This is a genomic window from Amycolatopsis roodepoortensis (genome assembly GCF_024628825.1).
In the GTDB taxonomy this organism is placed as follows: domain Bacteria; phylum Actinomycetota; class Actinomycetes; order Mycobacteriales; family Pseudonocardiaceae; genus Amycolatopsis; species Amycolatopsis roodepoortensis.
This window is the reverse complement of sequence record NZ_CP102415.1, coordinates 699,777-726,241: the sequence shown is the minus strand read 5'-3', so window position 1 is coordinate 726,241 and position 26,465 is coordinate 699,777. Positions and strand designations below refer to the sequence as shown.

At 69.5% G+C, this 26,465-nt stretch carries 27 protein-coding genes; 18 read left to right on the top strand and 9 right to left on the bottom strand.

Annotated elements, in window-relative coordinates; genetic code table 11:
* Positions 1-2 precede the first annotated feature (2 nt).
* On the top strand, positions 3-827 hold the full coding sequence (locus NQK81_RS03595; protein WP_192744428.1) for a metallophosphoesterase family protein: 825 nt from the start codon (positions 3-5) through the stop codon (positions 825-827).
* Between the two features lie 290 nt (positions 828-1,117).
* Here the strand turns inward: NQK81_RS03595 and NQK81_RS03590 are convergent, their stop codons facing one another.
* Positions 1,118-2,017: a PAC2 family protein gene (locus NQK81_RS03590; protein WP_126732014.1), complete on the bottom strand. Its 900-nt coding sequence runs from the start codon at positions 2,015-2,017 to the stop codon at positions 1,118-1,120.
* A gap of 179 nt (positions 2,018-2,196) precedes the next feature.
* Here NQK81_RS03590 and NQK81_RS03585 point away from each other — a divergent pair, with 179 nt between their 5' ends.
* The 5 genes from NQK81_RS03585 (at position 2,197) to hisG (ending at position 6,118) form a co-directional block, all read left to right on the top strand.
* Entirely contained in the window at positions 2,197-2,877 is a 681-nt protein-coding gene (locus tag NQK81_RS03585) for an HAD family hydrolase (RefSeq protein ID WP_257487027.1), read from the top strand.
* A gap of 56 nt (positions 2,878-2,933) precedes the next feature.
* On the top strand, positions 2,934-4,397 hold the full coding sequence (locus NQK81_RS03580; protein ID WP_257487026.1) for an AlkA N-terminal domain-containing protein: 1,464 nt from the start codon (positions 2,934-2,936) through the stop codon (positions 4,395-4,397).
* Positions 4,398-4,412: 15 nt separating this feature from the next.
* A complete protein-coding gene (locus NQK81_RS03575) occupies positions 4,413-4,904 on the top strand; it encodes a methylated-DNA--[protein]-cysteine S-methyltransferase (RefSeq protein WP_257487025.1) in 492 nt (163 codons plus the stop codon).
* A gap of 72 nt (positions 4,905-4,976) precedes the next feature.
* On the top strand, positions 4,977-5,240 hold the full coding sequence (locus NQK81_RS03570; protein ID WP_034306611.1) for a phosphoribosyl-ATP diphosphatase: 264 nt from the start codon (positions 4,977-4,979) through the stop codon (positions 5,238-5,240).
* A gap of 32 nt (positions 5,241-5,272) precedes the next feature.
* Positions 5,273-6,118 (top strand): ATP phosphoribosyltransferase, encoded by an 846-nt coding sequence (hisG, locus tag NQK81_RS03565; RefSeq protein ID WP_126732010.1) that lies wholly within the window; start codon positions 5,273-5,275, stop codon positions 6,116-6,118.
* A gap of 70 nt (positions 6,119-6,188) precedes the next feature.
* Here the strand turns inward: hisG and NQK81_RS03560 are convergent, their stop codons facing one another.
* The 3 genes from NQK81_RS03560 to NQK81_RS03550 all read right to left on the bottom strand — a co-directional run bounded on the left by NQK81_RS03560 (position 6,189) and on the right by NQK81_RS03550 (position 8,995).
* Positions 6,189-7,124, bottom strand: a complete 936-nt coding sequence (locus NQK81_RS03560; protein ID WP_257487024.1) for a ParA family protein — start codon at positions 7,122-7,124, stop codon at positions 6,189-6,191.
* 67 nt (positions 7,125-7,191) lie between these two features.
* Positions 7,192-7,977, bottom strand: a complete 786-nt coding sequence (locus tag NQK81_RS03555; RefSeq protein WP_257487023.1) for a thioesterase family protein — start codon at positions 7,975-7,977, stop codon at positions 7,192-7,194.
* Positions 7,978-8,101: 124 nt separating this feature from the next.
* Positions 8,102-8,995 carry a RecB family exonuclease gene (locus tag NQK81_RS03550; protein WP_005150226.1) on the bottom strand — a complete coding sequence of 298 codons (894 nt, stop codon included), beginning with the start codon at positions 8,993-8,995 and terminating at the stop codon, positions 8,102-8,104.
* 128 nt (positions 8,996-9,123) lie between these two features.
* Here NQK81_RS03550 and NQK81_RS03545 point away from each other — a divergent pair, with 128 nt between their 5' ends.
* Both NQK81_RS03545 and NQK81_RS03540 read left to right on the top strand, forming a co-directional pair.
* Entirely contained in the window at positions 9,124-10,275 is a 1,152-nt protein-coding gene (locus NQK81_RS03545) for a M50 family metallopeptidase (RefSeq protein ID WP_257487022.1), read from the top strand.
* A gap of 60 nt (positions 10,276-10,335) precedes the next feature.
* The gene (locus NQK81_RS03540; protein ID WP_007035384.1) at positions 10,336-11,160 is read left to right on the top strand and encodes a tRNA (adenine-N1)-methyltransferase; all 825 of its coding nucleotides are present in this window, start codon (positions 10,336-10,338) and stop codon (positions 11,158-11,160) included.
* A gap of 267 nt (positions 11,161-11,427) precedes the next feature.
* Here NQK81_RS03540 and NQK81_RS03535 read toward each other — a convergent pair whose 3' ends face one another.
* Both NQK81_RS03535 and NQK81_RS03530 read right to left on the bottom strand, forming a co-directional pair.
* Positions 11,428-11,883: a hypothetical protein gene (locus tag NQK81_RS03535; RefSeq protein WP_257487021.1), complete on the bottom strand. Its 456-nt coding sequence runs from the start codon at positions 11,881-11,883 to the stop codon at positions 11,428-11,430.
* A gap of 7 nt (positions 11,884-11,890) precedes the next feature.
* Complete coding sequence (locus tag NQK81_RS03530; RefSeq protein WP_126732004.1) at positions 11,891-12,712, bottom strand: hypothetical protein; 822 nt, start codon at positions 12,710-12,712, stop codon at positions 11,891-11,893.
* 362 nt (positions 12,713-13,074) lie between these two features.
* On the opposite strand from NQK81_RS03530, the gene arc reads away from it, so the two are divergent.
* On the top strand, positions 13,075-14,877 hold the full coding sequence (arc, locus tag NQK81_RS03525; RefSeq protein WP_126732003.1) for a proteasome ATPase: 1,803 nt from the start codon (positions 13,075-13,077) through the stop codon (positions 14,875-14,877).
* A 54-nt stretch (positions 14,878-14,931) separates the two neighbouring features.
* Here the strand turns inward: arc and NQK81_RS03520 are convergent, their stop codons facing one another.
* Positions 14,932-15,843: a DMT family transporter gene (locus NQK81_RS03520; protein ID WP_126732001.1), complete on the bottom strand. Its 912-nt coding sequence runs from the start codon at positions 15,841-15,843 to the stop codon at positions 14,932-14,934.
* Between the two features lie 143 nt (positions 15,844-15,986).
* On the opposite strand from NQK81_RS03520, the gene NQK81_RS03515 reads away from it, so the two are divergent.
* The 3 genes from NQK81_RS03515 to NQK81_RS03505 are packed head-to-tail and all read left to right on the top strand — an operon-like array spanning position 15,987 to position 17,941.
* A complete protein-coding gene (locus NQK81_RS03515; protein WP_125678154.1) occupies positions 15,987-16,331 on the top strand; it encodes a hypothetical protein in 345 nt (114 codons plus the stop codon).
* Positions 16,328-17,281 (top strand): aldo/keto reductase, encoded by a 954-nt coding sequence (locus NQK81_RS03510; RefSeq protein WP_257487020.1) that lies wholly within the window; start codon positions 16,328-16,330, stop codon positions 17,279-17,281. Before NQK81_RS03515 ends, NQK81_RS03510 begins: the two co-directional genes overlap by 4 nt.
* Before the next feature lie 54 nt (positions 17,282-17,335).
* Complete coding sequence (locus NQK81_RS03505; protein WP_257487019.1) at positions 17,336-17,941, top strand: hypothetical protein; 606 nt, start codon at positions 17,336-17,338, stop codon at positions 17,939-17,941.
* Here NQK81_RS03505 and NQK81_RS03500 read toward each other — a convergent pair.
* On the bottom strand, positions 17,938-18,456 hold the full coding sequence (locus NQK81_RS03500; RefSeq protein ID WP_126731996.1) for an NUDIX hydrolase: 519 nt from the start codon (positions 18,454-18,456) through the stop codon (positions 17,938-17,940). The two genes, NQK81_RS03505 and NQK81_RS03500, sit on opposite strands and share 4 nt — an antisense overlap.
* A 43-nt stretch (positions 18,457-18,499) precedes the next feature.
* Here NQK81_RS03500 and dop point away from each other — a divergent pair, with 43 nt between their 5' ends.
* The 4 genes from dop to prcA all read left to right on the top strand — a co-directional run bounded on the left by dop (position 18,500) and on the right by prcA (position 22,019).
* Complete coding sequence (gene dop / locus NQK81_RS03495) at positions 18,500-20,002, top strand: depupylase/deamidase Dop (protein ID WP_126731994.1); 1,503 nt, start codon at positions 18,500-18,502, stop codon at positions 20,000-20,002.
* Positions 20,003-20,099: 97 nt separating this feature from the next.
* Positions 20,100-20,294, top strand: coding sequence for a ubiquitin-like protein Pup (locus NQK81_RS03490; protein WP_037319666.1), 195 nt, complete (start codon positions 20,100-20,102; stop codon positions 20,292-20,294).
* A 77-nt stretch (positions 20,295-20,371) separates the two neighbouring features.
* Positions 20,372-21,208 (top strand): proteasome subunit beta, encoded by an 837-nt coding sequence (gene prcB / locus NQK81_RS03485; RefSeq protein WP_257487018.1) that lies wholly within the window; start codon positions 20,372-20,374, stop codon positions 21,206-21,208.
* 52 nt (positions 21,209-21,260) lie between these two features.
* On the top strand, positions 21,261-22,019 hold the full coding sequence (gene prcA / locus NQK81_RS03480; RefSeq protein WP_257487017.1) for a proteasome subunit alpha: 759 nt from the start codon (positions 21,261-21,263) through the stop codon (positions 22,017-22,019).
* Between the two features lie 326 nt (positions 22,020-22,345).
* Here the strand turns inward: prcA and NQK81_RS03475 are convergent, their stop codons facing one another.
* The gene (locus NQK81_RS03475) at positions 22,346-23,824 is read right to left on the bottom strand and encodes a bifunctional phosphatase PAP2/diacylglycerol kinase family protein (protein ID WP_126731989.1); all 1,479 of its coding nucleotides are present in this window, start codon (positions 23,822-23,824) and stop codon (positions 22,346-22,348) included.
* 147 nt (positions 23,825-23,971) lie between these two features.
* Here NQK81_RS03475 and pafA point away from each other — a divergent pair, with 147 nt between their 5' ends.
* A complete protein-coding gene (gene pafA / locus NQK81_RS03470; RefSeq protein ID WP_126731988.1) occupies positions 23,972-25,330 on the top strand; it encodes a Pup--protein ligase in 1,359 nt (452 codons plus the stop codon).
* A 79-nt stretch (positions 25,331-25,409) separates the two neighbouring features.
* Positions 25,410-26,453: a WD40/YVTN/BNR-like repeat-containing protein gene (locus NQK81_RS03465; RefSeq protein WP_257487016.1), complete on the top strand. Its 1,044-nt coding sequence runs from the start codon at positions 25,410-25,412 to the stop codon at positions 26,451-26,453.
* The last annotated feature ends 12 nt before the right edge of the window (positions 26,454-26,465 follow it).

The window sequence follows — 26,465 nt, the reverse complement described above, 5'->3', positions numbered from 1 at the left end:
GAGTGCCGCATCTCTTCGCCACCAGCGACCTCCACGTCACCCATGAGGGCAACGCCCCGCTCGTCGACGAGGTCGTCCCCCGGACCCCCGACGACTGGCTGCTCGTGGCCGGTGACGTCGCCGAACGCGCCGAATCCGTGATCGGGGTGCTCAGAACCTTGCGCGAACGCTTCGCGAAGGTCGTCTGGGTGCCCGGAAACCACGAGCTGTGGACCACCCAGAAGGATGAATGTCAGCTGCGGGGACAAGCGCGCTACGAGCACCTGGTCGAGCGCTGCCGCGAGATCGACGTCCTCACCCCGGAGGACCCGTACCCGGTGTGGGAACACCAGGAGAAACCGCTGACGATCGCCCCGCTGTTCGTGCTGTACGACTACAGCTGGCGCACCCCCGCGGCCGACGGCCTGCCGATGCTGGCGGCCATCGAGCAGGCGCGGGAGGCAGGTGTGCTGTGCACGGACGAGTTCTTCCTGCACCCGGACCCGTATCCCAGCAGGCAGGCGTGGTGCGCCGACCGGGTGAAGATCAGCACGGAACGGCTGGAGGCCATCCCCGAGGACCACGGGACGATCCTCATGTCGCACTGGCCGCTGCACCGGCACCCGACCGAGCCGCTGTACTACCCGGAGTTCGCGCTGTGGTGCGGGACGACGGAGACCGAAGACTGGCACCGGCGCTTCCGGGCGGAGGTCGCCGTCTACGGGCACCTGCACATCCCGCGCTCCACGGAGGCGGACGGTGTGCGCTTCGAGGAGGTTTCGCTCGGCTATCCACGTGAGTGGCGGAAGCGGTCGCGGGGGCCGATCCCGCTGCGGCGCATCTTCTGACCCCTCGTGAGTGGCTAGGACGGTTCTAACCGTCCTAGCCACTCACGAGACTGATCGGGACTGTGCCGTGCCTTGCCGGGGGTTGCGAAAGTGGCGGCCCCTTCGAACACTTAGGCCCGTTATGCGTGAAGGCCCCCTTCCCTCGGCTGAGCCGAGGGAAGGGGGCCTTCACGCGCAGCCGCTGTGACTGCTGGGCCACATAGGGCTAACGTGGCGATGGCCAGGTCCGTGAAGGCCTCCTTGAGAGACCCAGAGTCCCTCAAGGAGGCCTTCACGGACTTCGGGCTGGGTCAGCCGCGGCCGGGCCCGTCCTGACCGGGACGCCGACGCCGCAGGTACCGCTCGAACTCGGCCGCGATCTTGTCCCCGCTCACGTCGTCCAGCGTGAACTCGGTCTCCGCGTCGCCGCGCTCCTCGAGCCCCCGGACGTATTCGCTGATCTCTTCATCCTCCTCGGCCATCTCGGTGACCGTCCGCTGCCACTCCTCGGCCTGCTCGGGCAGCGCGCCGAGCGGGATCTCGACGTCGAGGACGTCTTCGAGCTTGTGCAGCAGTGCCAGTGTCGCCTTGGGCGACGGCGGATGCGAGACGTAGTGCGGGACGGCGGCCCAGATCGACACCGCCGGGACCCCCGCCTGCACGCAGTAGTCCTGCAGGACCCCGACGATGCCGGTCGGCCCCTGGTAGTTGTTCAGCTCCAGGCCGAACTGCGAAGCGGTGTCCTTGTCGTACGCCGTCCCGGTGACCGGGACGGGTCGGGTGTGCGCGGTGTCGGCCAGGAGCGCGCCGAGGGTGACGACCGTGGCGACTTCCAGCTGCTGGATGTGCTCCAGCAGTTCGGCGCAGAAGGCCCGCCAGCGCATATTGGGCTCGGGCCCCTGGACCAGCACGATGTCCCGGCTGAAGCCCTCCGGGCGGCACACCGAGAGCCGGGTGGTCGGCCAGTCGACCCTTCGGGTGACGCCGTCCACCATGCGCACGGTCGGTCTGCTGACCTGGAAGTCGTAGTACTCGTCAGGACTCAGCTCGCTCAGCGGGGTCGCATCCCAGTTGAGCTGGAGATGCTCGACCGCCCGGCTGGCCGCGTCACCTGCGTCGTTCCATCCTTCGAAGGCGACGATCATGATCGGCTTGCTGTCATCCGGGTGGTCGCGGCCGGGCCGCTGGGTCTCGTCGACGGGCTCACTCACCGGACCAGCCTACGACCAGGCGGCCATGCGGCGTTGGGCATGTCCGGTGGCGTTTCGCCGGGGCGAACCGCACGGAGCCGAAGTAACGCGACATTTCGGGCAGCGACCTCGCCGCCGACATGAATCCGTCTCGGCTACCGTGGGTCCGGAGAAGGCCCAATCGAACGTGAGGGGGAACCGTGACCGAACCGTCCACACTGGACGGACTCGCCGCCGTGCTGTGGGATATGGACGGCACGCTGGTCGACTCGGAGAAGCTGTGGGACGTCGCGCTCTACGAGGCCGTCGAAAGCCTCGGCGGCACCCTGACCGAGGAGCAGCGCCTGAGTCTCGTCGGGTCCAATATGGACGACACGGCCGCGTTCCTCCTCGAAGTGTGCGCCAAGCCCGTGACGCCCGAGTCGATCGCGGAGATGGGGGTCTGGATCCGCCGCCGCACGGCCAACCTGTTCGACGGCCCGCTCCCGTGGCGCCCCGGCGCTCAGGAGCTGCTCGAACTGTTGCGCGCCAACGGTGTCCCGATGGCGCTGGTCACCTCCACCGAACGCTCGCTGACCGAACTCGCGCTCAACACGATCGGCCGCGAGTACTTCGCCGCCACGGTCTGCGGTGACGAGGTCGATGGTCTGAACAAGCCGAACGCCAGGCCGTACCAGCTGGCCGCGGAGTTGCTGGGAGTCCCGGCTTCCCGGTGCGTCGCGATCGAGGATTCACCGCCGGGCGCGGCTTCCGCGGCCGCGGCGGGCTGCACCGTGGTAATCATCCCGAACGACGTCGACGTCGAACCGGGGGAACGGCGCGTGTTCCGCTCGTCGCTGGTCGGTCTCGACGTGCCGGGGCTGGCCGCGCTCCTGCCCTGACCGCCATGTCGCATTTCCGCTAGACCCCGCCCCGTGCGGTCGGTGATGCTTGCCGGGTGCATGAGGATTTCGAACGCTGTGTCCGGGCGGTCCAGTCGAACGACGCCCGGTTCGACGGCTGGTTCTTCACCGCGGTCCTGACGACGCGGATCTACTGCCGGGCGAGCTGCCCGGTCGTCCCGCCCAAACCGGAGAACATGACGTTCTACCCGAGCGCGGCGGCCGCGCAGGAGGCCGGGTTCCGGGCGTGCAAGCGCTGCCGTCCGGACGCGAGCCCGGGTTCGCCGCAGTGGAACGAGCGCGCGGACCTGGTGGCCAGGGCGATGCGGCTGATCGCCGACGGCGTCGTCGACACCGACGGCGTGCGCGGGCTGGCCGCCCGGCTGGGCTACAGCGTCCGGCAGGTGGAGCGCCATGTGCGCGCCGAACTCGGCGCGGGCCCGCTCAGCCTCGCCCGCGCCCAGCGGGCGCAGACGGCGCGGCTGCTGATCGAGACGACCGGGCTGTCGATGATCGACGTCGCCCTCGCCGCGGGGTTCGGCAGCGTCCGGACCTTCAACGACACCGTCCGCGAGGTCTTCGCGCTGTCCCCGACGGAACTGCGGGCTCGGGTCCGGACCGCGCCCGCCACCGCGCCCGGGACGCTGAACCTGCGCCTGCCGTACCGGAAGCCGTTGTTCCCGGACAACCTGTTCGGGCATCTCGTCGCGACAGGCGTTCCCGGTGTCGAGGAATGGCGCGACGGCGCGTATCGCCGCACCCTGCGGCTCCCGCACGGCCCCGCCGTCGTCGCCCTCAAGCCGGAGGACGGCTACATCGGCTGCCGGCTCACCCTGTCGGACCTGCGGGACCTCTCGACCGCGATCAGTCGTTGCCGTCGCCTGCTCGACCTCGACGCCGATCCGGTCGCGGTCGACGAAGCGCTGGCGGCGGACCCGCTGCTCGCGCCCCTCGTGGCCGCCGCGCCGGGCAGACGGGTGCCGAGGACGGTCGACGGCGACGAATTCGCCGTACGCGCGGTCCTGGGCCAGCAGGTGTCCACCGCCGCGGCCCGCACCCACGCCGCCAGGCTGGTCCTCGCGCACGGTGCCGCGATCGACGACCCCGACGGCGGCCTGACGCACGTCTTCCCGGACGCCGCCGCGCTCGCGGACATCGACCCGGAAAGCCTCGCGATGCCGCAGAGCCGCAAGCGGACCCTGCTCGGCCTCGTGGCCGAACTGAACGAAGGCGACCTCGACCTCGGCGCGGGAAGCGACTGGCAGCGAGCCCGCGAGCGACTGCACGCGCTGCCCGGCTTCGGCCCGTGGACCGTGGAGAGCATCGCGATGCGCTCGCTCGGTGACCCGGACGCCTTCCTGCCGACCGACCTCGGCGTCAAGGTCGCCGCGAAGGGCCTCGGGCTCGGCCCGGCCGCGTTCGCCGCGCACGCCGAACGCTGGCGCCCGTGGCGCGCCTACGCCGTACAACACCTCTGGGCGACCGGAGATCACCCCATCAACCGGCTGCCCGCCGCCTGAGTTCCGAGGAGCGCCATGCGCACGCACACCGTCATCGACAGCCCGTACGACAAGCTGACCCTGGTCGCGGACGGCGAAAGCCTCTGCGGGGTGTACATGGTCCAGCAGCGCCATCGCCCGGCGGAGGAGACGTTCGGACATCCGGATCCGGGCTTGCCGATCTTCGTGGACACCGAGAAACAGCTGAAGGAGTATTTCGCCGGTCAGCGCCAGGACTTCGATCTCCCGCTGAGCTTCGGCGGGACCGCGTTCCAGCGGATGGTCTGGGAAGGGCTGCTCGGGATCCCGTATGGCGAGACGGTCTCCTACGGGCAGCTCGCCGACCGGCTCGGCAGGCCCACCGCGTCGCGCGCGGTCGGCCTCGCGAACGGGAAGAACCCGATCAGCATCATCGTGCCGTGCCATCGGGTGATCGGCTCCACCGGCGATCTCACCGGGTACGGCGGCGGCGTCGAACGGAAGCGGCAGCTGCTCGACTTCGAGCGAGGCGGTGCGGCGCTGTTCTGAAGTGTGACGCGACCGGCACCACACCGGCCCGGGGCAGCGCGGCGCGGGCGCGGATGGAAGGATCTCCAGACTGTGAAGACCTTCGATGAGCTGTTCGCCGAGCTTGCCGACCGCGCCCGCACGCGGCCCGACGGTTCCGGCACCGTCGCCGCGCTCGACGCGGGAGTGCACGCGCAGGGCAAGAAGGTGCTCGAAGAGGCGGGCGAGGTGTGGATCGCCGCCGAGCACGAATCCGACGACAGGCTCGCCGAGGAGATCTCACAGCTGCTGTACCGCGTACAGGTGCTCATGCTCGGCCGAGGACTGTCGACAGAGGACGTGTACCGGTACCTGTGACGCGTTCGCGTCCGGAGAACCAAGGAGAAGCAATGCTGCGTGTCGCCGTGCCGAACAAGGGAGCCCTCGCCGCCGCCGCGTCGGAGATGCTCGGAGAGGCCGGCTACCGCAGGCGACATGAGGCCCGCGACCTGACCGTGCTGGACACCGTCAACGAGGTCGAGTTCTTCTTCTTGCGTCCCAAGGACATCGCGATCTACGTCGGCTCCGGCGAGCTGGATCTCGGCATCACCGGCCGCGACCTCGCGCTCGACTCCGGCGCCCCGGTCGAGGAGATCCTCGGGCTGGGCTTCGGCGGTTCCACCTTCCGGTACGCCGCACCCGCGGGCCGGGAGTGGAAGGCCGAAGACCTGCAGGGCAAGCGGCTCGCGACGTCGTACCCGCGCCTCGTGCGCGAGAACCTGAAGCAGCACGGGGTGGAGGCGGAGGTCATCCGCCTCGACGGCGCCGTCGAGATCTCGATCCAGCTCGGCGTCGCCGACGCCATCGCGGACGTCGTCGAGTCCGGACGTTCGCTGCGCCAGCACAACCTCGTGGCCTTCGGGGATCCGATCTGCGTGTCGGAGGCGGTGTTGCTGCAGCGGGCGGGCACCGAGCACACCCGGCCGAAGGACCAGCTGAAGGCACGGCTGCAGGGAGTCGTCTTCGCCCAGCACTACATGATGCTGGACTACGACTGCCCGCGTTCGCTGCTCGACGCGGCCATCGCGATCACGCCGGGGCTCGAGTCGCCGACCGTCGCGCCGCTGGCCCACGACGACTGGGTGGCCGTGCGGGCGATGGTGCCGCGCAAGGAGGTCAACCGGATCATGGACGAACTCGCCGAGACCGGCGCCAAGGCCGTCCTGGCTTCGGACATCCGGGCCTGCCGCCTCTGACACCGGTGCCGCGCGTGAAGGCCCCCTTCCCTCGGCTCAGCCGAGGGAAGGGGGCCTTCACGCGCGGAAGCTACCGGGGCCGGTTGGGTTTCTTGGGCATGAGGTCGTAGAGCTTCTTGCGCGTCCCGTTGTCCTTCGCGCTGCGGGTCACCGACACCTCGGTGATGAAGTCCTCGAAGACGAACTCCTCGTCCGCGGGCACGATCGCCGCGGCCGGATAGTTCTGCAGATAGCCGTCCAATGTCTCCGCGATCTCCCGGAACGACAGCGCCTGCAAGGTTTCCGGCGCGTAGGTCGTCACCGGCACGCCGTGCGCGGCGGCCTCGTTCATCACGACGCCGAGCGGGACGTGCGACAGCATCGGGATCCCGAACGCGTACAACTCCTGCAAAGCCGCGGCCGCGTAGTGCGAGATCGGGCGGCGGTACAGACCGGGTACGAGACCGTAGTAGGCGATCGGCGGACGGCCGACGGTCTGTTCGACGTAACGCACCTGGTCCGAAAGCAGGCGCAGGGCCCGGATACTCGTCCGGTCCGGCTGCACCGGCACGAGGATCCCGTGCGAAGCGGCGAGCGCGTTGTTGGTCAGGACGTCGAGCGCGGGCGGGCAGTCGATGATGATGTGGTCGTAGTTCGCGAACTGGATGACCCTGGCCAGTTGCCAGCCCGGTACCCGGAACTGGTCCAGCCTGCGGATCAGGTCGAACATGCCCGGCGAGGTCGGGATGACGTCGAACGCGCCGCCCCGGCCGAGGTTGCTGCGCGGATGCCGCACGGCGAGTTCCTCGATCGGCCCCTTCCACACCTTGGTCAGGGCTTTCGCCAGGCTGGGCATGTCGTGCGCCACCTCGTCCAGCCCGAGGAGTTCGGTGGTCGCGTGGCCCTGTGGGTCGAGGTCGATCAGCAGCACCCGGCGGCCACGTTCGGCCAGTGCGGCCGCCGCGCCCACGCTGAGTGAGGTCTTGCCGACCCCGCCTTTCTGGTTGACCACCGAGGTGATCTGCATGCCGAAGCGCTCCCTGTGTCTGTTGTTCCGGGAAGGCTATTGGAAACCCGCCGAGAAAGCGCGTCTATCAGCCCGCCTGTCGCGGTCGCACCAGGAGGGCCTGCGCTCCGGAGGCGATGGGGCCCGAGGCGTCGTGCAGCGTGGTGGTCGCCGTCCCGATGCCGTTCGGGCCGACCAGGGTGGCCGCGTCGACGCCGATCCAGTCGCCCAGCGGCGGGCGGCGGAGGTGCACCGTCAGCTCCGAGTTGATGAACCACCACTCCCGCGGGTCCAGGAAGTTCGAGATCCCGTTGCCGGAGTCCGCGAGGACGAACAGCCGTTGCAGCGGGCTCGGCTTCTCCCCGTCGACGAGGGCGACGCGCTGACGGCCCCAGACGGTGGCCGGCCCCGCCGCGTCCAGCGCGCCCTTGACGCGCCGCCACTCGACGGCGTCGAGGTACCCGCCGTGCCAGCCCTCCGGCCAAGAGGAGGCCGGCAGCCCCTCCGGCGAAGGCAGCGCCGGACCTTCCGCGGTGGCCACCGCCGTGGTGTCCGAGGTCGCGATGCGCCAGGCCGACGCACGGGCGACGACCCGCTCACCGTGGGCGAGCTCGGCCACCAGCCACTCGACCGACCGGCCCGGCCGCTCCACCCACGCCCGCACCGAAAGCTCCTTCAGCGGCGCGGGCCCGAGGATCTCGACCGTCACCCGCGCCAGCTGACTCGCGTGCGGCGCCTCGACCTCTTCGAGCGCGCGGACCAGCAACGCCGATGGCGGCCCGAAGTGCTGCGCATCGGGGGTCCAAGGGCCGGCGGTGTGCGGGGTCGGGAGGAAGACGCCGTCACCCGACGGCACGTAGAAGGCTTCTGTCACAAGGGCACTCTAGGCCGTGCCCGGTGAGTCTTGTTCGTGGTCTCCGCGCCCACGCGGCACCGCCCGCACCGCCAGGAACCACCTGGATCACGAAGCCCATCGAACGGACTCACCGGGGCACGGCCTAGTCCGCACGGTCCAATACGGACTCTTCCCCGGGATCGGGCTCCGGCCAGCCGGGATACGGCGGGGGAGTGCCGCCGTACTGCGGGCAGAGCGCCTGGTGATCGCACCACGCGCAGAGTTTGCTCGGATTGGGGCGGAAATCGCCGGTCTTGCCCGCTTTGAGGATCGCCTGCCAGATCGCCTCCAGCGTGCGCTCGAAGCGGATCAGCTCGCCCTCGTCCGGCGTGTAGGCGAGGGATTGCCCGTCGGTGAGGTACATCAGTTTCAGCTGACGCGGCACGACGCCGCGAAGCCGCCACAGGACCACGGCGTAGAACTTCATCTGGAACATCGCCTTGGCCTCGCCGATCTCGCGGGGCGCTGCGCCGGTCTTGTAGTCGACGACGCGGATCTCGCCGGTCGGCGCGACGTCCAGCCTGTCGACGTAGCCCCGGAGCAGCACTCCGGAGCCGAGTTCGATCTCGACGTGCAGCTCGCACGCCTCCGGCTCCAGACGGCGCGGATCCTCCAGGCCGAAGTAGGTGTCGACGAGCTGCTCGGCCGACGAGAGCCACGAGGTGACGGCTTCGGGGTCGTCCTGGTCGAACAGCTCGATCCATTCCGGACGTTCCGCGGACAGGTCCTCCCACGCCGGCGCGAGCAGCTCCTTGGCCTGCGGCGGCGTGCGATCGGCCTGGGGAAGGGAGAACAGGCGCTCCAGCACCGAATGCACCAGCGTGCCGCGCAGCTGGGCCTTCGTCGGGATCTCGGGCAGTCTGTCGACCGCGCGGAAGCGGTAGAGCAGCGGGCACTGCTTGAAGTCGCTGGCACGCGACGGGGACAGGGCCGGCCGACGGCGCGGGACTTCGGCGCCGGGCGGCGGATCGGCGGTGACCGTGTCGGTGTCGGGCATGGGGTGAGCGTATCGCCGGGTACCGACAGTTCCGGGACCGCGACGCACCGGAGTGGCATGACCGACACCACCCGGACGGGACGGGCGGGTTACGGGCAGCCCACATCCGGGCATCTACGCTCTGACACATGGCGGTGACGGGTGAGCAGGGCCCGCCTCGACGAGGCGTGGCACCGGAGGGTGGGCTCCTGCTGTTCCGGGTCTCCGGGATCCCCGTGCTGCTGGCCCCTTCGTGGTGGATCGGCTCCCTGATCATCGTGGTGCTGTACACGCCACTGGTCGGCCGGATCCTGCCCGGCGCGACGACGCTGACCTCCTGGCTCCTGGCGGCCGCGTTCGCGGTCCTTCTCGGACTCTCGGTGCTCGCGCACGAGCTCGGGCACTGCCTGGTCGCGCTGCGGCTCGGCATCCCGGTCCGGCGCCTGCGGCTGTTCCTGCTCGGTGGCCTCTCCGAGGTCGCCAGGACACCCCGCGAGCCGAGGCAGGAAGGGCTCGTCGCCGCCGCGGGACCGATCGTTTCGCTGCTGCTCGGCGGTTTCTGCGGTCTGCTGATGTTCGCCGTCCCCTCGGAAAGCGCGGCGTGGCTGCTGATCGCCGAATGCGCCGTCGCGAACTTCGCCGTCGGGATCTTCAACCTCCTTCCCGGCCTTCCGCTCGACGGCGGCCGCCTGGTCCGCGCCGGGGTCTGGGCGGCGACCGGGCGCCGCGAGAAGGGCACGCGGGCGGCGGTCGTCGGTGGCGGGATCGTCGCCGCCGGACTGGTCGTCTGGGCGCTGTGGGGCTTGGCGGCGGGCAGCGAGGACCGCTGGCTCCGGCTCGGTGTCTGCGTCGTGACGGCGTGGTTCGTGGTCCTCGGCGCCCGAAGCGAACTCGCCGCCGAAACCCGCCGGGGATGGCCGGAAGGCGTGCGGCTGAGCGAACTCGTCCGCCCCGTCCTCCAGTTGCCGGCGGAAAGCCCCGTCTCGGACGCGCTGGCCGCTTCGGCGGGCCGCGGGGTGGTCCTCGTGCGAGCCGACGGCGTCGCGGTGGGCCTGCTCGACGAGACGGCCGCCGCGCAGCTCGCCGGGACGTCGCCGCACGCGCCCGCGGAGATGGCCGCCGAGCCGATCCGCGCCGACACCGTGCTGCTTTCGTCGGAGTCGGGGGAGGAGATCGCCGAGCGGGTCCGGGAAACGGCCGCGTGGCAGTTCCTCGTGGTGGACGACGAGGGCAGGCCCGCGGGGGTGCTCAGGCGCGAAGACCTGCGCGCCGCGATGACCCGGAGCCGACCCCCGGCGTAGCGCGGTACGGCCACCTGCGAGGATCGGTCGTCGATCTGTGTTCGCGCGTATGGAGGTTCAGTGTCGGTCCGAGGGCCGTTTCGTGTTGGTGACCGGGTTCAGCTGACCGACTCCAAGGGGCGGCACTACACCATGGTCCTCGCCGAGGGACAGCAGTATCACACCCATCGGGGTGCGCTGGCGCACGACGACGTGATCGGCGCGCAGGAGGGTTCGGTCGTCACTTCGGCGGGCGGCAGCCACTATCTGGCGCTTCGCCCGCTGCTGCCGGACTACGTGTTGTCGATGCCGCGTGGCGCGCAGGTGATCTACCCGAAGGACGCCGCGCAGATCGTGATGTGGGGCGACATCTTCCCGGGCGCGCGGGTGCTCGAAGCGGGTGCCGGCTCCGGTGCGCTGACTTGTTCGCTGCTGCGGGCGGTCGGTTCGGAAGGGACCGTGCAGTCCTACGAGATCCGCGACGACCACGCCGAACACGCCGAGCGGAACGTCGAGAAGTTCTTCGGGCACAAGCCGGACAACTGGTCGCTGACGGTCGCGGACCTGTCGACGCACACCGGCGAGGTGGACCGCGTCGTCCTCGACATGCTGGCGCCCTGGGACCAGCTGGAGACGGTCGCCGCGCACCTGGTTCCGGGCGGCGTGCTCACGGTCTATGTGGCGACGGTCACACAGCTTTCGCGGATCACCGAAGCCCTGCGGGACCAGCAGTGCTGGACCGAGCCGGAGTCGTGGGAGACCCTCATGCGGCCTTGGCACGTCGTGAGCCTGGCGGTGCGGCCGGACCACCGGATGGTCGCGCACACCGCGTTCCTGCTGACGGCACGCCGTCTCGCGGACGGCACCGTCTCGCCGCGGGTGCACCGCCGCTCCGGCAAGGGCTGATCGGTAAAGCCGGTCTTGAGTGGCGTTTCGGGTGGGGTCTTGGGTTCCTGCCGGCTTCCGGGTTCTGGAGGTGGCGTCGCGAAAGCCACCTTCGGGACACCAGACGTCTCGAAAGTGGCTTTCGCGACATGATCGCCGGGGCGGTGCGGGACAGCCACGCCCGATGTTGCGAAAGCCACTTTCGCAACCCTCAACGTTGCGAAAGTGGCTTTCGCAACGTCCGGGCCAGGCCCAGCCCTCAGCAGAACCCAGGAGAACCCCGGAACGTCAGGGCACGCACCACTTTCCGTCCTGCTTCCTGAGCGGGAACGGTGTGTCCTTCTGACCGCCGACGCCTTCGACGTGGACGGTCACGGTGGCGGAATCGCCGCTGACCACGGGCGGATCGGGGACGGTCGCGGTCACCTTGCCCGCCGCCGCCCATTTCCGGCCGAGCTCGGCCAGATCGGCCGACGACTGCTGGACGCAGGTGAGTTTCCCGAACGCCGTCGCGTCGTGGTTGACGATGGCCGCCGCGATCGCCTTGCCAACCACCTCGACCGCCGCCACGTCCGGATCCACCGGAACCGGACGGGACGAAGCCGGTGGTGGCGAGGGCGCGCCGGTGCTCGACGCGGCCGGGTCGGAGCCGGAGGGGGCCACCAGCAGCAGCCCCACCACGACCCCGGCCACGACCGCGCCACAAACCACCGCCACGGCGGTCAGCTTGTGGCTCACCGTCACGGACAGGTCACTTCTTGTCGGCCTTGATGTCCTTGAGGCACCACAGGTTCGATTCCTTGGCCGCCGTGATGGTGCCCTCCGCCATCTTGGTGCCCTGGGTGGCGCGGTAACGGCCGGTCGCCCGGTCGCCGCTTTCCTTGGCGGGCTCGGTGATCTCGAGCTTGATGGGGTCGAGCGGCTTGCCCTCGTCCTTGGTGTTCTCGCTGCGGCAGATCAGGTCGAGGAACGTCTTCTTGTCGCCCGCGCTGTAGGAGGTCGCGGCACTTTCGAAGACTTCCTGCGGGGTGGCCTTGCCGCCGGGCGCCGGACCTGAGCTCTTGGTCGACGAAGTGCTCGGCGAGCTGGACCTGGTCCGGGTCGAGCTCGGCTTCTGCGACGACGAGGACGGGGCCTCCGACGGGGCTGCGCTGCTGCTGGGCGGCGCGGCGGTCTGGCTGTCGTCGCCCGAGTTCAGCGCGATGACCAGCGCGGTGACACCGCCACCGACCAGCAGGACCGCACCGATCGCGATGCCGACGATCAGGCCGGTCTTCTTTTTCTTGGGTGGCTCTCCGCCGCCGTAACCGCCTTCCTGCGGGTAAGCGTTGAAGCCGCCCTGCTGCCCGTACGGATCCGGCTGGCCGAACTGCTGCGTGCCGCCGGGGTATCCCTGCTGGGGCTGAGGACCGCTCTGCGGGTAGCCGCCTTGTTGCTGGCCGTACGGGTCCTGTCCGTACTGGCCGCCACCGGGGTATCCCTGTTGCGGCTGGGGGCCGCTCTGCGGGTACCCGCCCTGCTGGCCGTACGGATCTTGTCCGTAGCCGCCGGGCTGCTGCGGCGGGTAAGTCATGGCTGGTGCCCCCTAGCTGTTCTGCGAAAATGCTCAACATGACCTGCGGGTCCGCCTCCCCGGCGAACGTCGCCCGATGCTAGCCATCGAGCCGGATCGCCGCTCGATTAGGGCCGAACTGATACCGGAATCCCGTTTGCACCCGGACGGAGCCGGGTATTCCGCCGCAGGTCAGGGCAGGTGGACGGATTGTGACCATGAGTGCGCCGGACCCGGCACCGGGATGGCCTCTTGCGCGGCGGGAACGTACGTGCTGGCGGGCCCTCCGGAACGCGACGCGCCGATCTTGTGATGCGGAAAGGCCTTTTATTGTCGGTGATCGCCGGTACCGTGGAATGAAAAGCACTCCGAGGAGGTGCCCGATGCATCATGACCTTCCCGGAGGTCGGCGCGAGGAGGCCGACCCTTCAGAAACGACCGGAGCTGGAACCACGTCCGACGAGCAGGCACGTCAAATCCGCTTCCTCGAGGAGGAAGTCGCACTGCTGCGCCGGAAGCTCACCGATTCGCCACGTCAGAACCGAGTGCTGGAGCAGCGACTCGCCGAGGCGTCGGAACGCGTGAGCCAACTCACGGAACGCAACACGAAACTGGTCGAGACGCTCCGCGAGGCGCGTGGCCAGTTGCTCGCGTTGCGAGAGGAGGTCGACAGGCTGGCCCAGCCTCCGAGCGGTTACGGCGTGTTCGTGACCGCGTACGAGGACAACACGGTGGACGTGTTCACCGCGGGCCGCAAGATGCGGGTCTCGGTCTCACCCGCGGTCGAGGTCTCGTCGCTTCAGCGCGGACAGGCGTTGCGGCTCAACGAGGCGCTCACCGTCGTCGAAGGCGGTGACTTCGAGCGGATCGGCGAGGTCTGCGCGCTGCGCGAGGTGCTGGCCCCGGACGTCGAGGGCGGCAGCCCCCGTGCGCTCGTGGTCGGGCACGCGGACGAGGAGCGGGTCGTCCTGCTCTCCGATCCGCTGGCCGAACAGCCCCTCAAGCCGGGCGATTCCCTGCTGGTGGACTCGAAAGCCGGTTACGCCTACGAGCGCGTGCCGAAGGCGGAGGTCGAGGATCTCGTGCTGGAGGAGGTGCCCGACGTCCGCTACGAGGACATCGGTGGCCTCACCCGGCAGATCGAGCAGATCCGCGACGCCGTCGAGCTTCCGTTCCTGCACGCTGATCTCTACCAGGAGTACCAGCTGCGCCCGCCGAAGGGCGTGCTGCTCTACGGGCCTCCTGGCTGCGGTAAGACCCTCATCGCCAAGGCGGTGGCCAACTCGCTCGCCAAGAAGGTCGCGGAAGCCCGCGGCGACGCGGCGGACGGGAAGTCCTACTTCCTGAACATCAAGGGTCCGGAACTGCTGAACAAGTTCGTCGGGGAGACCGAGCGGCACATCCGCCTGATCTTCCAGCGAGCCAGGGAAAAGGCCTCCGAAGGCACCCCGGTGATCGTGTTCTTCGACGAGATGGACTCGATCTTCCGCACCCGCGGTTCGGGCGTGTCCTCCGACGTGGAGACCACGATCGTCCCGCAGCTGCTTTCGGAGATCGACGGTGTGGAAGGGCTGGAGAACGTCATCGTCATCGGCGCCTCCAACCGCGAGGACATGATCGACCCGGCGATCCTGCGGCCGGGCCGGCTCGACGTCAAGATCAAGATCGAGCGTCCGGACGCCGAAGGCGCGAAGGACATCTTCTCCAAGTACCTGTCCGACGGCCTGCCGATCCACGCGGACGACCTCGCCGAGTTCGGCGGGGACGTGCGCGCGACCTTCGACGCGATGATCCAGCACACGGTCGAGCGGATGTACGAGGAGACGGACGAGAACCGGTTCCTCGAGGTCACCTACGCCAACGGTGACAAGGAGGTCCTGTACTTCCGTGACTTCAACTCGGGCGCGATGATCCAGAACATCGTGGACCGGGCGAAGAAGTCGGCCATCAAGTCGGTGCTGGAGACCAAGCAGCCCGGCCTGCGCGTGCAGCATCTGCTGGACGCGATCGTCGACGAGTTCGCGGAGAACGAGGACCTGCCCAACACCACCAACCCGGACGACTGGGCCCGGATCTCCGGCAAGAAGGGCGAGCGGATCGTCTACATCCGCACGCTCGTCACCGGCAAGAACCAGGATTCGGGGCGGGCGATAGACACCGCCACGAACACCGGTCAGTACCTGTAGCGCGAACCGAAAGGGCCCTTCACCGCATGTGGCGCGGTGAAGGGCCCTTTCGTGTCACACGGGTACGGGTTCCTCGACCTTCTTGCGCGGGCTCAGCCGCCCGTGCGCGGCCAGGATTCCCAGGACGACGAGCAACGCGCCGACGGGCTGGTTCCACGCCAGGGGTTCGTCGAGCACGAGAACGCCGAGCAGCACACCCACGACAGGTGTGAGGTAGGTCACGGCCGACGCGTTGGACGCGCCCCACGCCGCGATGATCGAGGCGTTCCACGCGTAGGCGAGCCCGGTGCCCAGCGCGCCGAGCGCGATCATGCTGAGGACGATCGGCGTGTCGAGGCGCACCGGCGTCGTCGCGATGAACGGCGCGAGCACCAGCATCACGACGGCACCGCAGCAGACCTGCCCGAGCGCGATGGTCGGCGCGTCCAGGTTCCGCCAGGAAATGAACCGTCGCACATAGACGAACGAGATGCCGTAGCAGGTCGTCGCGCCCAGGCACGCCAGCTGCGCGGTCAGTTCGTGGGAGACGTCGATCCCTTGCCAGACCCCGACGATGGTGAGCACGCCGAGGAAGCCGAGGACCAGACCGGTCGTCCTGGCCTTGGTGAAGCGTTCGGACGGCAGGGCCGCGGCGGCGATGAGCATGGTGATCAGCGGCGTCGTCGCGTTGAAGATGCTGGCGAGCCCGGAGGAGATGTACTGCTCGGCCCAGGAGAACAGCAGGAACGGGATCACGCACAGCAGTACGGAAACGACGGCGAGATGACCCCAGAGCGCCGGATCGCGGGGGAGCGGCTTACGGCGCCACGCGGCGATGGCGATCAGTGCCAGCGCGCCGAGGCAGACTCGGGAGAGCGCCACCTGGGCCGGCGAGAGGCCGGTGAGGCCGACCTTGATGAACAGAAAACTCGCACCCCAGACGACCGCGAGTGCCGCGAATCGGATCGCGATACCAAAACGTCCCAATTGTCCTTCTCCTGAATCTTCAAGTCAGGGCCCAGTGAAACCTGGAATCCTTTGGTGTTCCAGCGGTTTTCGGACGATGTGTCCGACGACTCGCGCGTGGCGGTCACCCGAATCGCCTGTATAACGACCTATACTTCCCCGCTGTGAGCGAATCTTCCGGGCGCCCGCGCGCGCCGATCACCGAAGCCGATGTCCTGGCATGGCTGGAAACGACGGCCGCCGCCGTACGCGCGGGGGAGGTGAGCGCCCCCGAGCTCATCGAGATCCTGGGGGAGTTGCGCCGCGCCTCCGCGGCCTGCGCCGACGCGTCGGACTGGGCTCTGCTCGCCGCCAGGGAAGAGGGAGCCAGCCTTCGTCAGATCGCGCCCGTCTTCGGCAAGGGTTACGTTCGGGCTCCGGCGGCGCGCCTCGAAAAGCTCCATCGGCAGGCGCAGAACTCGAGCCAGTGGCTCGCGATCCTCCGCCACAAGAACGAAGGAGCCCGGTGACAGACTCGGAAACCACCGTCGGCGACCGGATCGCAGTCGGGCTGGCGGCGCTCGGCAGGCCCGCGTACATCAACCTCGGCCGGGTCGACGCGCTGCCGCCCGGACGCGACTTCGAGGCGATGCGCGCGGTGACCTACGACGTGCTGGACGACGCGTACCGCGCGGGCGTCCGCTGGATCGACGTCGCCCGTTCGTATGGTTCTTCGGAGGAGTTCCTCGCCGGCTGGCTCGCCGACCGCGGCCACGCGGACGTCACCGTGTCGAGCAAATGGGGCTACCGCTACGTGGGGGAGTGGAAGCTCGACGCGGAGGTGCACGAGGTTAAGGAGCACACCGCGGCCAGGCTCTCCGAACAGTGGACCGAATCCGTTGGCCTGCTGGGGAAGGCGATCTCGCTCTACCAGGTCCATTCGCTCACTGTGGACAGTCCACTGTTCACCGACGACCGGCTGATCGGCGCGCTCGCGGAACTCGCCGCGGACGGCGTGCCGGTGGGGTTCTCGACGTCCGGGCCTTCGCAGGCCGACGCGGTCCGCCGGGCGTTCGAACTGGAGGTGTCCGGGACGCCGGTCTTCAGCGCCGTGCAATCGACGTGGAACCTGCTCGAACCCTCCGCCGGCCCGGCGCTCGCGGAAGCGCACGCCGCCGGGAAACGAGTACTGGTCAAGGAAACGGTCGCGAACGGACGCCTGGTGGTCGAGCCGCCGGTGCCGCTCGCGCGGATCGCGCGGGAGCACGGAGCGGGTCCGGACGCGGTGGCCGTCGCGGCGGTGCTGGCACAGGACTGGCGCCCGATCGCGGTCATCGGCCCGTCGAGCACCGCCCAGCTCGCGGAGAATCTCGTTGCCGCGAAGGTGGAACTCGCCGAGGAGGAACTGGCGGAGCTGGCCGCGCTCGCGGAGGAACCGGTCGCCTACTGGCGGCACCGATCCTGCCTCGGCTGGCATTGAGGGGCTGGACTAGTCTCGCGGCAAACGTCAGGCGGAAGCCGGGAGGGCTCGAGGGTGCGTCATCGGCAGGTGCTCGCGGTGGCGACGGTCGCGCTGTTCGGGTTGTCGGGCTGCGCGGACCGTCCGAACGATCTCGACACCTACTACGACGATCCGACGCCGACCCCCGCGGCCGAGCCGTCACAGCCTTCGGTCAAGCCGCAGGCCAACCCGGTGCCGCCGTCGTCGACCCGGGCTCCCGTCCCCGCGGCCGTTTCCGCCGCGCTGCTGACCGACGAGGACGTCGCCGAGGAGGAGGTCGTCCCCGGTGAGGGCAAGGTGTCCGGCTGTCTGACCGGGATCACCCGGGGCACGAGCCGTTCGGCCACGTGGTCGTACGCCAGCGGCTCGACGCTGGAACATCAGGTCACCGAGTACACCGACCGTGACGCTTCGGACGTCGTCCTCCGGGCGGACTGCGACGGCAGGAAACTCACTCTCGCGAAGCAAACCGGCGTCGAGGTCCAGCGCGCCTGGTGCGACGGCACGACGTGCACGGTGTTGCTCGCCAAGGGGAAGCTCGTCTCCGCCCTCAGCGTGACGGCCGGAACCGAGGCCAGGGCAACGGAAGCGGCGAAGCGGCTGCTGCCGATCGTCGCGCAGCGCCTCCGTTCGGCCTAGCGGGCGTTCTCCCGCCGGAACCACTCCAGCGCACCGAGACGGCCGTCCGGCACGAACGCGCTCGAAGGATCGTCGAGCCACGAACGCAACTCGTCGAGCGTCAGCCAACGCCCTTCGACGACCTCGGAAGGCTGATGGACGAACGGGCCGTCCCAGCGTGCTTCGAACGCGAAGTTGTGGCAGCGGATCGTGCCTTCGTCGTAGACATGGGTGAAAAGCGGCCGTAGTTCCACTCCGTGAACACCGAGTTCTTCGGCCAGTTCCCGGCGCGCGCACTCCTCGGGGGTCTCGCCCGCCGCCACGACGCCGCCCGCCCAGCAGTCCCATGTGGAGGGATAGACGTCTTTCGTGGGAGTACGCAGGTGCACGTAAACGGAGTTTCCGTCACCCGAACGGACCAACACCACGCCGGCCGCGTGCCAAAGCCCTTCGGCGCGGACCCGGGATCGCGTGGCCGCACCAACGGCGGTTCCGCCGAGGTCATAGAGCGCAACGAGTTCGTCACTGCCTGACATGGGGGGCATCGTCGCACGGCCCCGACCCCGTAGGGTGGTGGGTATGCGGCGGATCATGGGAACCGAAGTCGAGTACGGCATCGCGGTGCCGGGCGACGCGACGGCGAACCCGGTACTCACCTCGACCCAGGTCGTGCTCGCCTACGCGGCCGCGGCGGACGTCCCGCGGGCCAGGCGGGCGCGATGGGACTACGAGGTGGAATCGCCCCTGCGCGACGCGCGCGGGTTCGACCTGACCGGGCCGAGCGGCCCCGGGCACGACCCGGACGTCGAGGACCTCGGCGCGGCGAACGTCATCCTGACCAACGGGGCGCGGCTGTACGTAGACCACGCGCACCCCGAGTACTCGGCGCCCGAGGTGACGAACGCGCGCGACGCGGTCATCTGGGACAAGGCGGGCGAACGGGTCATGGAGGAGGCGGCCCGCAAGGCCGCCACCGTGCCCGGACAGCCGCCGTTGCAGCTGTACAAGAACAACGTCGACGGCAAGGGCGCGAGCTACGGCACCCACGAGAACTACCTGATGCAGCGGTCGACCCCGTTCACCGCGGTGATCGCCGGGCTGACGCCGTTCTTCGTGTCCCGCCAGGTGATCACGGGTTCCGGCCGCGTCGGTGTCGGGCAGCAGAGCGAGGAAGCGGGTTTCCAGCTCTCGCAGCGTTCGGACTACATCGAGGTCGAGGTCGGCCTGGAGACCACGCTCAAACGCGGGATCATCAACACCCGCGACGAGCCGCACGCCGACGCGGACAAGTACCGCCGTCTGCACGTCATCATCGGCGACGCGAACCTGGCCGAGTACTCGACGTACCTCAAGGTCGGCACGACGGCGCTGGTGCTGGACCTGATCGAGGCGGGCGTCCGGTTCGACGACCTGAAACTCGACGAGCCGGTGCGGGCCGTGCACCAGATCAGCCACGACCCGACGCTGAAGGCGAAGGTGTCGCTGGCCAACGGGCGCAAGTACACCGGGCTGGACCTCCAGTTCGCCTACCACGAGATCGCGTCGGCGAACCTGGAGCGCACCGGCGCGGACGAGGCCTCCAAGGAGGTCCTGCGGGTCTGGGGCGAGATCCTGGACGCGCTGGCGCGGGACCCCCAGGAATGCGCGGACAGGCTGGACTGGCCGGCGAAGCTGCGGTTGCTCGAGGGCTACCGCGCGCGGGACCAGCTGGCCTGGGGCGCGCCGCGGCTGCGGCTGGTCGACCTGCAGTACTCGGATGTCCGGCTGGACAAGGGCCTGTACAACAGGCTCGTCACCAGGGGTTCGATGAAGCGACTGGTGACCGAGGAGGAGGTGCTGGAGGCGGTCACGACCCCGCCTTCGGACACCAGGGCCTATTTCCGGGGCCGCACGCTGGAGAAGTACGCCAACTCCATCGCCGCGGCGTCGTGGGATTCGGTCATCTTCGACGTCGGCCGGGAATCGCTGGTGCGGATCCCGACGTTGGAGCCGTTGCGGGGCACGAAGGCCCACGTGGGGAAGTTGCTGGACGACTCCGCGACCGCCGAGGAGCTGGTGGAGGCGCTCACCGGTTCGGACTAGCGGGATTTCCTTTCATCGGGGTTAAGCGATCACGGATCCCGCGGATTGTCGGGACCGCTGGGTAGGCTAGGAAACATCGGCCACACCGGGAGGCGAGATGGCTCAGGAAAAGATCGAAAAGCACGGCGGCGGCGACTCGGACGAAGAGTTCGAGGACGGCGGTCCGGCGGGTCAGGAACGGCGCGAGAAGCTCGGCGAAGACGTCGACACGATCCTCGACGAGATCGACGACGTGCTCGAGGAGAACGCCGAGGACTTCGTCCGCGCCTACGTGCAAAAGGGCGGCGAGTAACTCGTCTTCCGGCGGCCCCGGGCCGGGGTCGCCTGTGCGGAGCCGGCGGATCACACAGATTGGAACTTTGAGCACGTATGGAACACACCTCGGGTAAGTCGGCGCTGCCCGCCGCGTACTTCTCGTCGGCGACCTCGTCGTTCTCGGACTTCCTCCGGGCGCAGGCGCCCGAGCTGCTCCCGGAGCGGCGGGTCTCGTCCGGGGCGGGCGGGCTGGACGCCCCGCACGGGACGACGATCGTCGCGGTCAAGTTCGCGGGCGGGGTGCTGATCGCCGGTGACCGGCGGGCCACGTCGGGCAACCTGATCGCTTCGCGCGACATGGAGAAGGTCCACGTCACCGACGAGTACTCGGCCGTGGGCATCGCGGGCTCGGCAGGGCTGGCGATCGAGATGGTGCGGCTGTACGCGGTCGAACTGGCGCACTACGAGAAGATCGAGGGTGTTTCGCTCTCGCTCGACGGTAAGACGAACAAGCTCGCGGGGCTGGTGAAGTCCAACCTCGAGATGGCGATGGCGGGGCTGGCCGTGCTCCCGCTGTTCGTCGGCTACGACCTCGAGGCCGAGGACGCGAAGCACGCGGGCCGGATCGTCTCGTACGACGCGACCGGCGGGCGCTACGAGGAGCGCGCCGGGTATCACGCCATCGGCTCGGGTTCGCTGTTCGCGAAGGGCTCGCTGAAGAAGCTGTACGACCCGGACGCGGACGCCGAAGCCGCGATCAGGACGGCGGTGGAGGCGCTGTACGACGCGGCGGACGACGACACCGCGACCGGCGGGCCGGATCTGGTGCGCCGGATCTTCCCGACGATCGTGACGGTCACCGCGGAGCAGGGCGCGGTGGCGTTGCCGCTCGAGCAGACGACCGCCGTGGCCGAGGCCGTCGTGGCCGCACGAGCCGAGCGCGGGCGCTAGCCGTCCTTCCCCGTCCCTTCCCGATGAGAGCCCGAAAGAGCGGAGCACCACAGTGACGATGCCGTTGTACGCCTCTCCCGAGCAGCTGATGCGGGAGCGTTCCGAGATCGCGCGCAAGGGCATCGCGCGCGGCCGGAGCGTGGTCGTGCTCAAGTACCGCGGTGGCGTGCTGTTCGTGGCCGAGAACCCCTCGGCGACGTTGCACAAGGTTTCGGAGATCTACGACCGGATCGGTTTCGCGGCCGTGGGCCGCTACAGCGAGTTCGAGAACCTCCGCGTCGCCGGCATCCGGCACGCGGACCTGAAGGGCTACCAGTACGACCGGCGGGACGTCAGCGCGCGTGCGCTGGCGAACGCGTACGCCGCGACCCTGGGCAGCATCTTCACCGAGCAGCTGAAGCCGTTCGAGGTGGAGGTCTGCGTCGCCGAGGTCGGCGCGACCGCCGCCGAAGACCAGCTGTACCGGCTGACCTACGACGGCTCGATCTTCGACGAACCGAAGTTCGTCGTGATGGGCGGTCAGGCCGACACGCTCACCACGAAGCTCAAGGAAAGCTTCGAGTCGGACATGGAGCTGGAAGCGGCGCTCGGCGTCGCGGTGAAGGCGTTGCGCGCCAACACCCCCACCCCCGCGAACGGCGACTCGGACCCGGTGAAGCTCGAGGTCGCCGTCCTGGAGCGGGACCGGCGCGGCCGCAAGTTCCGCCGGGTCGCCGGTGCCGCGCTGGACGCGCTGCTGCCCGCCGAAGAGGAGCCGAAGAAGGACGCCGCCGAGGGCGACAAGCCCGACGGTGAGTCCAAGAAGGACTGAGTCTCTCGAAGTACGTGAAGGCCCCCTTCATTGCGTCTAGCGCAGTGAAGGGGGCCTTCACGTACTTGCGGGCTGCGTTGTACTGAGGGGCAAGGCGAAGGTGCGGGTGCGGTGGGCGGTCAACTCGCGGCTCTTCGCGCGAGGCTCACCAACGCGTAGTGAAGGCCTCCTTCCCTACCCTCAGAGTAGGGAAGGAGGCCTTCACTACCGCCTGGGCCGACCTCTCGCGGCGCCGAGCCCGCCTGAGGTTGCGAAAGCCACTTTCGCAACGTGCCACCTTTGCCGTACCCCTCAGTACACAGTGGACGCGCCCGCCAGGACGGCGGCTAGAGCCGGTAGATGGTGAGCGCGCTGGGCCGCGACCGGAAGCGGAAGTCGTTGCCGAGCGGGCCGACCTCGCCGTCGGTGGCGACGCGGCGGTTCCCGTTCAGCAGCCGGACGTGCAGCTCCGGCACGTCGAGTTCCTGGTAGACGTGACTGGCGTTGAGGCTGTTCGTGATCGTGGCGAGGATGAACCGAGCCCGCGAGTACGGCACGTCGGCGCGCAGGTAGCGGACGTCGAGAAGGCCGGTGTCGAGCGCTGGGCGGCGTGAGGGCGCGAAACCCTTCGGCGAGTAGGTGCCGTTGCCGACGAACAGCAGCCAAATACTGGTGTGCTTGCCGTTGAGGGTCACTTCGAGCGGCTTCGCGCGTCGGAGGGTGCGGGCGAGCGCGATCGCCGCCGACGGCCACTTGGGATGCCGCTTCTGCAGCCTTTCCCGGATCCGGACCATTTCCGGGTAGCCGCCGAGGCTGGCCGTGTTGACGAAGTAGCGGTGGTCGTCGTCGTGGTTGATCTCGACCTCGCCGAGGTCGACGCCGACGGCGTTGCCCGCTTCGGTGGCGGCGTCCGCGTCGGGCATCGAGCGCATGCCGACGTCCCGGGCGAAGTGGTTCAGGGTGCCCGCCGGGATGAGCGCGAGCGGCAGGTCGTGGTCGGCCGCGACGGCGGCCACCGCGGCCACGGTCCCGTCACCGCCGGCGACGCCGAGCGCGCGCACGGTGTTGCCACGGGCGGCGATCTCGTCACAGAGCTGATCGCGCAGGTCACGCTTCGCGTCCGGATACAGGATGGTGGCCTTGGGCCAGGCGAACCGGGCTTCCTCGGTCGGATCCTGGCCGTCGATCCCCGAATGCGGGTTGACCAGGACGAGCATGTCCTCACCGTCGCGCATCTCGGGTGCCTCGGCGGTGTGCGCGGTGCGGCCGGGGACGTCGTCGTTCAGCGGCCACCAGTGCCGCGTCAGCAGGCCGGCGCCGATCCCAATCCCGATCCCCACGCCGACGTCACTGGGCCAGTGGACGCCGGTGTGGACCCGGGAATAGGCCACGGCGGCGGCCAGCGGGGCGAGGGCGGCGCCCGCCTTGGGCGATTCCATCGCGACGGCCGTGACGAAGGCGGCCGCGGACGCCGAGTGCCCGGACGGGAACGACGACGAGGTCGGCCGCCGGACGAGCCGCCGGTGCATCGGCACCTCTTCGGCCGCGGGGCGGCGGCGGGGGAACAGCGGCTTGCCGACCAGGTTCGCCGCCGCGCTGGCTCCGGCGATGGCGGCCACGCCGCGGAGGGCGCCCCGGCGCGTCGGCCCCTTCTTCGCCGCGAGCAGGACCGCGACACACCACCAAAGCTTGGATTTGTCCGCACTTTTGGAGAGCGAGGTGATCACCTCGTCGGCCCTGCTCCTCGGCAGGGCCGCACTCCGTGCCATCAACCGCCGATCGGTCCGTCCGACCTTGCGGAAAGGGCGTTTGAGCTGCTTTAACACGGGTTCCCCACTTCCGGGCCAGGACGTCATGCGCGTGATACCCGATCGGGACGTCCCGCACACCTTTCACCGAATGCAACGTACCGACCGCGTGTCGCCGCCCGAACGGCGCACCTTCAGTGGGTCTTCACCGCCTACTCTGGTGGGATGCAGCGGCGGATCTTTGGCATCGAGACCGAGTTCGGGGTCACGTGCACCTTTCACGGGCAACGCAGGCTCTCCCCGGACGAAGTGGCGCGTTACCTGTTTCGGCGTGTCGTGTCCTGGGGGCGTTCGTCGAACGTCTTCCTGTCGAACGGCTCGCGGCTCTACCTCGACGTGGGTTCCCACCCTGAGTACGCGACGGCCGAATGCGACGACCTCGTCCAGCTCGTCACGCACGACAAGGCGGGGGAGCGGATCCTCGAGGACCTCCTGGTCGACGCCGAGCGTCGGCTGGCGGACGAGGGCATCGGCGGCGACATCTTCCTGTTCAAGAACAACACCGACTCGGCGGGCAACTCCTACGGCTGCCACGAGAACTACCTGGTGACCCGGGCGGGTGAGTTCTCCCGGATCGCCGACGTGCTGCTGCCGTTCCTGGTGACCCGGCAGCTCATCTGCGGCGCCGGCAAGGTGCTGCAGACGCCCCGCGGCGCCGTGTACTGCCTGTCCCAGCGAGCGGAACACATCTGGGAAGGCGTCTCCAGCGCCACCACGCGCTCGCGGCCGATCATCAACACCCGCGACGAGCCGCACGCCGACGCCGAACGCTACCGGCGCCTGCACGTGATCGTCGGCGACTCGAACATGGCCGAGCCGACCACGCTGCTCAAGGTCGGATCGGCGAACCTGGTGCTGGAGATGATCGAAGCGGGCGTCCAGTTCCGCGACTTCACGCTGGACAACCCGATAAGGGCCATCCGCGAGATCAGCCACGACCTCACCGGCCGCCGCCAGGTGCGGCTCGCCGGCGGCCGCGAGGCGTCCGCGCTGGACATCCAGCGCGAGTACCACGCCCGCGCCGTCCAGCACGTCAAGGAGACCGGTTCGTCGCCGCAGTCCGAGCGTGTCGTCGAGCTGTGGGGCCGGGCGCTGGAGGCGGTCGAGCAGCAGGACTTCAGCAAGATCGACACCGAGATCGACTGGGCGATCAAGCACCGCCTGGTCGAGCGCTACCGCAACAAGCACGACCTCGACCTGTCGAGCCCGCGGATCGCGCAGCTCGACCTGGCCTATCACGACATCCGGCGCGGACGGGGCATCTTCGACCTGCTGCAGCGGAAGGGGCTCGTGCGGCGGGTCACCGACGACGGCGAGATCGAGCTGGCCAAGGACACCCCGCCGCAGACCACCCGGGCGAAGCTGCGCGGTGACTTCATCGCCGCCGCGCAGGCCGCCGGGCGCGACTTCACCGTGGACTGGGTGCACCTCAAGCTGAACGACCAGGCGCAGCGGACCGTGCTGTGCAAGGACCCGTTCCGCTCGGTGGACGAACGCGTCGAGCGGCTGATCAGCTCACTCTGATTGGTCCGTGAAGGCCACCTTGAGGGAACCAGAGTCCCTTAAGGTGGCCTTCACGGATCTTCGAGGGAGAGGTGCGCCGATGCGCCGTGCGTTGCTGGTCCTGCTGGGTGCGGTCGTCCCACTGGCGTTCACCGGCGTCGCGCACGCCGCACCGGAATGTCCCGAGCCCAGGTGGACGGAGACTCCGACGGGCACGGGCGCCCAGCTGCGCGGTCTGTCCGGGGTGGATTCCCGGACGGCCTGGGTCAGCGGCAGCAGGGGCACCATCCTGCGCACCACCGACCGCGGCCGCACGTGGAAGCCCGTCGCCCCGGCGGGCACCGAAGCGCTCGACTTCCGGGACATCGAGGCCTTCGACGCCGAGCACGCGGTCGCGCTGTCGATCGGGCCCGGCGACGCGTCCCGGATCTACCGCACCGACGACGGCGGCCAGAGCTGGCGACTGTCCTTCCAGAACAGCGACCCCGCCGCCTTCTACGACTGTGTCGCGTTCTTCGACCACCGGCGCGGTCTCGCGATGAGCGATCCGGTGGACGGCAAGTTCCGGTTGCAGTCCACTTCGGACGGCGGCCGGACGTGGAAACCCGTTCCCGCCGAGGGGATGGTCCCGGCGCTCGACGGCGAGTTCGGGTTCGCCGCCAGCGGTCAGTGCCTCACCACGTCGGGCCCGCGCGACGCCTGGATCGCCACCGGTGGCGGCGCTCGCGCACGGGTCCTGCACTCCGGCGACGGCGGGATGACCTGGGAAGCCGCCGACACCCCGCTGCCCAGCGGCGCCTCGGCCGGGGTCTTTTCGGTGACGTTCCGGGATCCGCGGCACGGCGTGGCCATCGGTGGCGACTACGCGGCGCCGAACGCTCCCGGCCCGGCGGTGGCGCTCAGCGCGGACAGCGGGCGCACCTGGCGGACCCCGGCCGAGGCCCCGGTCGGCTACCGCTCCGGCCTGGCGTGGCTGGGGAACACCGTGATCGCCGGCGGCCCCGGCGGGAGCGATCTGAGCCCGGACGGTGGACGGCACTGGAAGTCGTTCGACACCGGATCGTTCGACTCGGTCGACTGTGCTCGCGGCGCGTGCTGGGCGAGCGGGGCCAACGGCAGGGCCGCGCGGCTCGGCACCGCCTAAGCTCGAAGGACC

Bases quoted from the DNA above. Each gene is read 5' to 3' on its own strand.
- NQK81_RS03575 (WP_257487025.1), top strand. From the start codon at position 4,413: ATGCGCACGCACACCGTCATCGACAGCCCGTACGACAAGCTGACCCTG.
- hisG (WP_126732010.1), top strand. From the start codon at position 5,273: ATGCTGCGTGTCGCCGTGCCGAACAAGGGAGCCCTCGCCGCCGCCGCG.
- NQK81_RS03560 (WP_257487024.1), bottom strand. From the start codon at position 7,124: ATGCAGATCACCTCGGTGGTCAACCAGAAAGGCGGGGTCGGCAAGACC.
- NQK81_RS03550 (WP_005150226.1), bottom strand. From the start codon at position 8,995: ATGCCCGACACCGACACGGTCACCGCCGATCCGCCGCCCGGCGCCGAA.
- NQK81_RS03545 (WP_257487022.1), top strand. From the start codon at position 9,124: ATGGCGGTGACGGGTGAGCAGGGCCCGCCTCGACGAGGCGTGGCACCG.
- NQK81_RS03530 (WP_126732004.1), bottom strand. From the start codon at position 12,712: ATGACTTACCCGCCGCAGCAGCCCGGCGGCTACGGACAAGATCCGTAC.
- arc (WP_126732003.1), top strand. From the start codon at position 13,075: ATGCATCATGACCTTCCCGGAGGTCGGCGCGAGGAGGCCGACCCTTCA.
- NQK81_RS03500 (WP_126731996.1), bottom strand. From the start codon at position 18,456: ATGTCAGGCAGTGACGAACTCGTTGCGCTCTATGACCTCGGCGGAACC.
- dop (WP_126731994.1), top strand. From the start codon at position 18,500: ATGCGGCGGATCATGGGAACCGAAGTCGAGTACGGCATCGCGGTGCCG.
- NQK81_RS03490 (WP_037319666.1), top strand. From the start codon at position 20,100: ATGGCTCAGGAAAAGATCGAAAAGCACGGCGGCGGCGACTCGGACGAA.
- prcB (WP_257487018.1), top strand. From the start codon at position 20,372: ATGGAACACACCTCGGGTAAGTCGGCGCTGCCCGCCGCGTACTTCTCG.
- pafA (WP_126731988.1), top strand. From the start codon at position 23,972: ATGCAGCGGCGGATCTTTGGCATCGAGACCGAGTTCGGGGTCACGTGC.
- NQK81_RS03465 (WP_257487016.1), top strand. From the start codon at position 25,410: ATGCGCCGTGCGTTGCTGGTCCTGCTGGGTGCGGTCGTCCCACTGGCG.